This is a genomic window from Roseibacillus persicicus, from assembly GCF_014651675.1.
Taxonomy (GTDB): Bacteria; Verrucomicrobiota; Verrucomicrobiia; order Verrucomicrobiales; family Akkermansiaceae; genus Roseibacillus; species Roseibacillus persicicus.
This window is the reverse complement of sequence record NZ_BMXI01000014.1, coordinates 168,564-174,563: the sequence shown is the minus strand read 5'-3', so window position 1 is coordinate 174,563 and position 6,000 is coordinate 168,564. Positions and strand designations below refer to the sequence as shown.

4 protein-coding genes are annotated in these 6,000 nt (G+C 53.7%); 1 reads left to right on the top strand and 3 read right to left on the bottom strand.

The genetic code is table 11. The annotated features are described in order from the left end of the window. Nucleotides 1–178 precede the first annotated feature (178 nt). Together IE099_RS15955 and IE099_RS15950 are read right to left on the bottom strand one after the other, a co-directional pair. A complete protein-coding gene (locus IE099_RS15955) occupies nucleotides 179–931 on the bottom strand; it encodes an SMI1/KNR4 family protein (protein ID WP_189572001.1) in 753 nt (250 codons plus the stop codon). A gap of 140 nt (nucleotides 932–1,071) precedes the next feature. Further along, nucleotides 1,072–1,845 carry a PD-(D/E)XK nuclease domain-containing protein gene (locus IE099_RS15950; RefSeq protein WP_189571998.1) on the bottom strand — a complete coding sequence of 258 codons (774 nt, stop codon included), beginning with the start codon at nucleotides 1,843–1,845 and terminating at the stop codon, nucleotides 1,072–1,074. An 878-nt stretch (nucleotides 1,846–2,723) separates the two neighbouring features. Here IE099_RS15950 and IE099_RS15945 point away from each other — a divergent pair. Further along, on the top strand, nucleotides 2,724–5,195 hold the full coding sequence (locus IE099_RS15945) for a U32 family peptidase (RefSeq protein WP_189571995.1): 2,472 nt from the start codon (nucleotides 2,724–2,726) through the stop codon (nucleotides 5,193–5,195). 276 nt (nucleotides 5,196–5,471) lie between these two features. On the opposite strand, the gene IE099_RS15940 is transcribed toward IE099_RS15945, so the two are convergent. Then, nucleotides 5,472–5,777: a hypothetical protein gene (locus IE099_RS15940; RefSeq protein ID WP_189572013.1), complete on the bottom strand. Its 306-nt coding sequence runs from the start codon at nucleotides 5,775–5,777 to the stop codon at nucleotides 5,472–5,474. Nucleotides 5,778–6,000: the final 223 nt, after the last annotated feature.

Below are 6,000 nucleotides of genomic sequence, written 5' to 3'. Positions count from 1 at the left end.
CGAGGAGCCTACTTGGAGTTCACCTCGAAAAAACCAGCGTTCCACTGCCTTGTCAAAGCAGAAGAAATCGTCCAGATAATACGATTCCAAGCGAACGTCTAGCACACACAATCTGACCTGACAAACCAAAACCCATCCACACGACCAAATTCCCACACCGAAGAGACGTCGCTACGAGTCAACTATCGCGCGGGTCAGATTTGAGTGCTGCGTATTGTTCGATTACATCTTCGATCCACGGCGAATCCAGATCAAAGACGGTCTTACCTTCCTTGCCCTTCTCATGAGGATCAGCCCCGTTCCTGAGAAGACATTTGATGGTGTGGAGTGAGCAAAATCCCGTGTCCAACATGATGTAAAGGCAGCTAGACGGACTTGCGCCTCGATCAGCGAAAAACTCAACAACATCGTGAAGCCCACAGAAAGTTGCATACTGAATAAGCGTATATCCAAACCTTGCCTCCTCGTTGAGATCCAGCTCTCCGCTATCCAACAGTTCGCTGATGCGATCCAACCGAGAATCAGAAATGAGCTCCTCTATGGAATCAGTCTGCTCGATCTGAACCAATTGGGTCGTCAGGTAAATCTCGAAGTCGTGAACCTGTCCTTCGATATGAAGCCTGCCACTCTTCAGGTCGAGAAGGATGTGATCTTCGTTGAGATCCTGGCCAATCGGTAAAATCGACTTCTTGTATCGATCACGGGATTCGCCCCAGTGCGTCTTTAGGTCGTTGGGACCGTCGTAAATACCGAAGAATAAGAGAGACGCGAAATCCTCAGTCCTGAGCCGTGCATGACCGCCGTTCTCCTTGAGAAGAAAACTCCGATAGGATCCAGGGAGTGATGCACCAATAGCGGACTCAAGCGCACAGACATCGTCCTCCGCAATTGGGCCGAAGTGATCAGAGAGGTAACGCTTTCTTGCAGCCATTTTCTAGATCGAACGTTCCAGCACACCCAATCTGACCGACTCAGCGAGCTTTCACTACTTCTATCACGCCCCCTCCTTTAGTCAATCTCCGACTCGCCAGCGCGGTCGGATTTGTGGTGCTGCGCCTTGTTCGACATTAGCTAGTGCTTGATGACCGCTATGAAAATATCATCTCTTGAAAATTGGTCAGCAAATTTGTCTGTGTCCCTTATCAGTCCGACATCGTAGATTACAAACCCTAGGTTCCCAAACTTGGTTTTATAGGCCATTATGTCGTCATTGATTTCTGCAATCATCTCCTTCTCACGACCAGGACGAACACAAAGTTTGATTTCCAAAGCCAAATCAATTCTGTCAAAACTAAAGTCGGGGATATAGTTCTTCGACGAATACTCGATATGGGGTCCCTCTCTAGTGTATTGAATCTCAGCCCCAACAAGAAGGCTCTCGAAGGCATCTTGGACTTCACGCTCTTTAGTTGGCACCGCACGAACTACCTTCCGCAGCTTCCGTTCAGCCAAACCGATAATCTTGATTAGTTGGCTTGATTCCTTTCCCGTGTCCTTTGATTGATAAATCTCGGAAAAAGACTTCCGCTCTAACTCATCGAGACCAGCTTGCAACACACCAACTCCATGGTTAAGCCCGTCTATAAAACCCTGATGTTCACGATTTGCCATCTGCTCGTTTAAATCCCACCCAGACATGAAAAAGTTCCCAGAGCCCGTGAAACGAACTGAAAGGAAAGCCAGCGTCAATCGTGATGCTGGGCCAAACACCTCCTCAAAGAGCGTCGCGCATCTCATTATCCACCGCGTAAAGTTGGGCGACGCTTTACCCCGTGCCGCGACTTCCTGTGCCGAAGCAATCAAATCGCGAATTTCACTGCTCGCATTTTCTTTGGTCCACTCCATTTTTAGTCGAACGTCAATTAGACAGAATAGCGGATATTGTCAATTCGGCAGAATACGTGCGAATGGGATTAGGCAGAATCTGTCTAATCCCGTTAGTCCGATCTGGCCGGTAATTTTGATGCGTTTTGGTTTAATTTTCTCTGTTTTGATCGGTCTTCTGTGCCGAGTAGGCTGGACTCGAGTCAAGGCGATGTCGCTCGGATCCGCCTTATCTCTCTGCGAGACTCCGCTGACCTTTTAGCAAATGAGTTTGCGCAATGAGAGTATTCCTACGGTTCGGCAAGATCGGGAGATCCGTTTAATGGGACGCTGCGGGATGGCGTTGAAACGAACTCGTCACCGGCTTGCTTCATTTTCTTTTCGGTCTGGGGACCCAGGGCGATGCCCTGGGCTTTTCTCTTTCGCCCCGGTGGGGCTGACGAGGTTGCTCGGTTGATGATGGGACCGGGGAGGTCCTTTGCCCATTCGGTTGTGTGGGATAGGCCTGTCAATAGTGCCTTCTCGTCGTTCTATTTTGCGGGGAGGACCGTTTGCTGGGACGCTGCGGGATGGCGTTGAAACGAACTTGTCACAGGCTTGCTTCATTTTCTTTTCGGTCTGGGGACCCAGGGCGATGCCCTGGGCTTTGCTCTTTGGCCCCGGTGGGGCTGACGGAACCGACGGAACTGGTGAGATAGGGGTTTGGGACTGATGATATTAGGTGGATTTTCGGAGTCTTCTGGTGAATTGGTTCCTTTTCGCCCTGAGCGGCAACGCGTTTTCCCGTTCAGTCAGTGGATTTGGTCAATTCTGTGCATTCTGTCTAAGAATCCTCCAAGAGGAGTTCTTGAAGATGGTCGTTGGATATCGGGCCGCCCTCATATTATGGTGAGCCAGCTTTGCAACCCGACCTCACACCCGAACTTCTCTCCCCTGCCGGCAATTGGGACTGCGCCCGCGCGGCTATCGCTGCGGGGGCTGATGCCATTTACTTCGGCCTGCCCGCTTTCAATGCCCGCTTGCGTGCCGACAACTTCACGCAAGACGATCTCCCCGAGTTGATGGCGTTCTTGCACAAGCATGGGGTGAAGGGGTTTCTGACGATGAACACCCTTATCTTCACCAGCGAGCTGGAGGCTGCGGCGGACCAACTGCGACTGGCGCAGAAGTGCGGGGTGGACGCCTTCATCATCCAAGACATGGGCTTGGCGAAGATGGCGGTCGAGCTGGCCCCCGATGTCGAGATTCATGCCTCCACCCAAATGACCATCACTTCCCCGGAGGGACTCAAACTGGTGGAAAGCATTTTGCCGCTCAAGCGCGCGGTGCTAGCGCGTGAGCTCTCGGTGAAGGAAATTGAGAAGTTCGAGAAAAGCGAGCACACGCCCCTGGAGGTCTTTGTCCATGGAGCGCTGTGTGTTGCCTATTCCGGGCAATGCCTGACCTCCGAGTCCCTCGGCCAGCGCTCGGCCAATCGCGGCGAATGCGCGCAGGCCTGCCGCATGCCCTACGAGCTGATTGTCGATGGCGAGGTGAAGGAGATGGGCGAGCACCGCTACCTGCTCTCGCCACAGGACCTCGCCGCGGTGGACCTCGTTCCTGACCTCGTGAAAGCCGGGGTCAAGTCCTTCAAGATCGAGGGTCGTCTCAAGTCCCCCGAATACGTCACTGCCGTCACGCGCGTCTATCGCAAGGCCCTCAACGAAGCGATGGGCCTGCCCACGCGCGAGCCGGTGACGCTCGAAGATCGCTATGCACTGGAGATGACTTTCTCGCGTGGCCTAACCAACGGCTGGCTGGGTGGCACCAATCACCCCTATCTCACCCATGGCCGCTTTGGCAAAAAGCGTGGTCCCCTGCTCGGCACGGTTACCGAGGCTCAGAATGGTTGGATTCGCTTGGACACGCCTCCGGACGAACAAGTCCCTGCACTTAAAGCTGGAGATGGCATCGTCTTTGATGCGGGCGAGAACCGTGACCTGGAGCAAGGTGCCAGCATTTGGAAAATCGAAAAGGACCGCATCATTTTCCATCGCGAGATGAGCAGCATCAACTGGGACCGCATCCGCCCCGGCATCACGCTCTACAAAACCGCCGACCCTGCACTGGAGCGGGATTTGCGCAAGTTCTGGCAAAAGGCGAAGCTGGTGGAAAAGAAGACCGCGCTGAATCTCACCGTCACGGGCGAGGTCGGGCAACCTCTCTCGGTGATCGGCACGCTTGGCTCCCTCACGGTCTCGGCTCAGACCGAAACCGCTTTGGAAAAATCGGAGAACAAGCCGCTGAGCACTGAAACCCTTGTCGCCAAATTGGGCCGACTGGGCAACACCCCGTTCGAGCTGGGTGCGGTGGACAATCAGCTGGTTGGCGACTGCCACCTTCCGCTCTCGCAGCTCAATCAAGTGCGTCGTGATCTTGTGGAGAAACTGGAGGCCGCCAGCCTCAGCGATTCGGCCGAGGCGACCAGCCCGGTCACCACACGCACCTTTGCTGACTTTTTGCCGCAGGTCACTGAGACCGCGGAAGAACGGGTCACTCCGCAACTGACTATTCTTTGTCGCACCATGGACCAGCTTCGAGCCGCTCTTTCGTGCAAAATCGAAACGATTTACTGTGACTTCGAAGATCCCCGCCGTTATCGCGACGCGGTTGATTTGGCAAAGGACTCGGCCTCCAAGATCATTCTCGCCACCCCGCGCATCATTAAGTCGGGCGAAGTCGGCTATTTGAAACACATCGCGGGCATGAATCCCGACGGGGTGCTCATTCGCAACCTCGCGGCTTTGGACTACTACCGCGACAGCTCCTTCGAGCGCATTGGCGACTTCTCGCTCAATGTCGCCAATCCCATCTCGGCCCAGACCTTAAAAGAAGCGGGCAAGCTTGATCGCCTGACTATCTCCTACGACCTCAACATCGGCCAAGTTCTCGACCTCTTGGAAAAAACTCCGCCCGAATGGATGGAGCTCACCCTGCATCAGCACATGCCTCTCTTTCACATGGAGCATTGCGTCTTCTGCACCTTCATGAGCAGCGGGACCACCTACAAAGACTGCGGCCGCCCGTGTGAAAAGCACACTGTCCACTTGCGCGATCGCGTGGGCCAACTGCACCGCCTCACCGCCGACGTCGGCTGCCGCAACACGCTCTTCAATGGCCGCGCGCAGACTGGGGCCAGCTACTTCCATCGCCTGCGGAGGACCGGCTTGCAGTTCTACCGCATTGAGTTGCTGGACCAGGACGAGGTCGCCTCCCGCGACCTCATCGATGAATACCAGCGCTTCCTGCGCGGCGAGCAATCCTCCACACAACTGCTCGAAACCTTGCCGGTGCTTTCCAAACTGGGGGTGACGGAGGGGACATTGGCTTAGACCGTTTTCCACATGACCTTACCGAAATCAATTTGGGAGAGTATTTGAAATCCAGGGAACAGAGTTCCAATTAAGAGTGAGGACGGGATGCAATTTTCCAAAAACGGCGTTGCTTCTCAGTCACTGATCTCGACCAGCTCCTTCGGCGCGACTTGTTCTTGATAAATATCCTCTCCGTGATTTCGGCAATCTCAGCGGAAAAACAGTCTAGTAGGTGGAAAATGAATCAGGTTTGGGATTGGAATCGCCTTTTCTCCCGGGCTGAAATCAAAATCTTCAATCGATCAGCAAATGCTGGCCCAATTCGTGAACTCGGGCTTGAGGATCGTCTCTCATGCTCTCCGACAATTCGACATCCAAGATGTCAAAACCCGACAAGTCTCGTTTCTGGCTTTCTTCTTGAGTAGATTCCAAGCGACGCGCTTCATGCTCTTCGCCCACCTCATCCAAGAGCTTGAGCAATGGACTGGGTTTTTCAGGAACTGGCGAATCCGGCTTTCTCCCTTCGCCCGAAGAATTCGTGCCACATGCCGTCACAAGCAAAGCGCTCAGCCCAGCCACTCCCATCAAACTAACTTTCATAACTCAACTTGGATTTTTTCAATTCAATCCATCCCAACTTTCGCGGCGCAGTCAATCGTCAAACTCACCAGAACAGTGATTTCAATCCTGAGAGACCTTTGCCCGGCCGAAGGGAGAAAAGCGACTTTGGGGTATTTCATCCCACGAGTTGGCCTATCTTTGAAGGCCTGACAGACAAAAGAACCTGGCGAAAGCAGTCTAAGGAATGAGGCCGGGGCTCAAT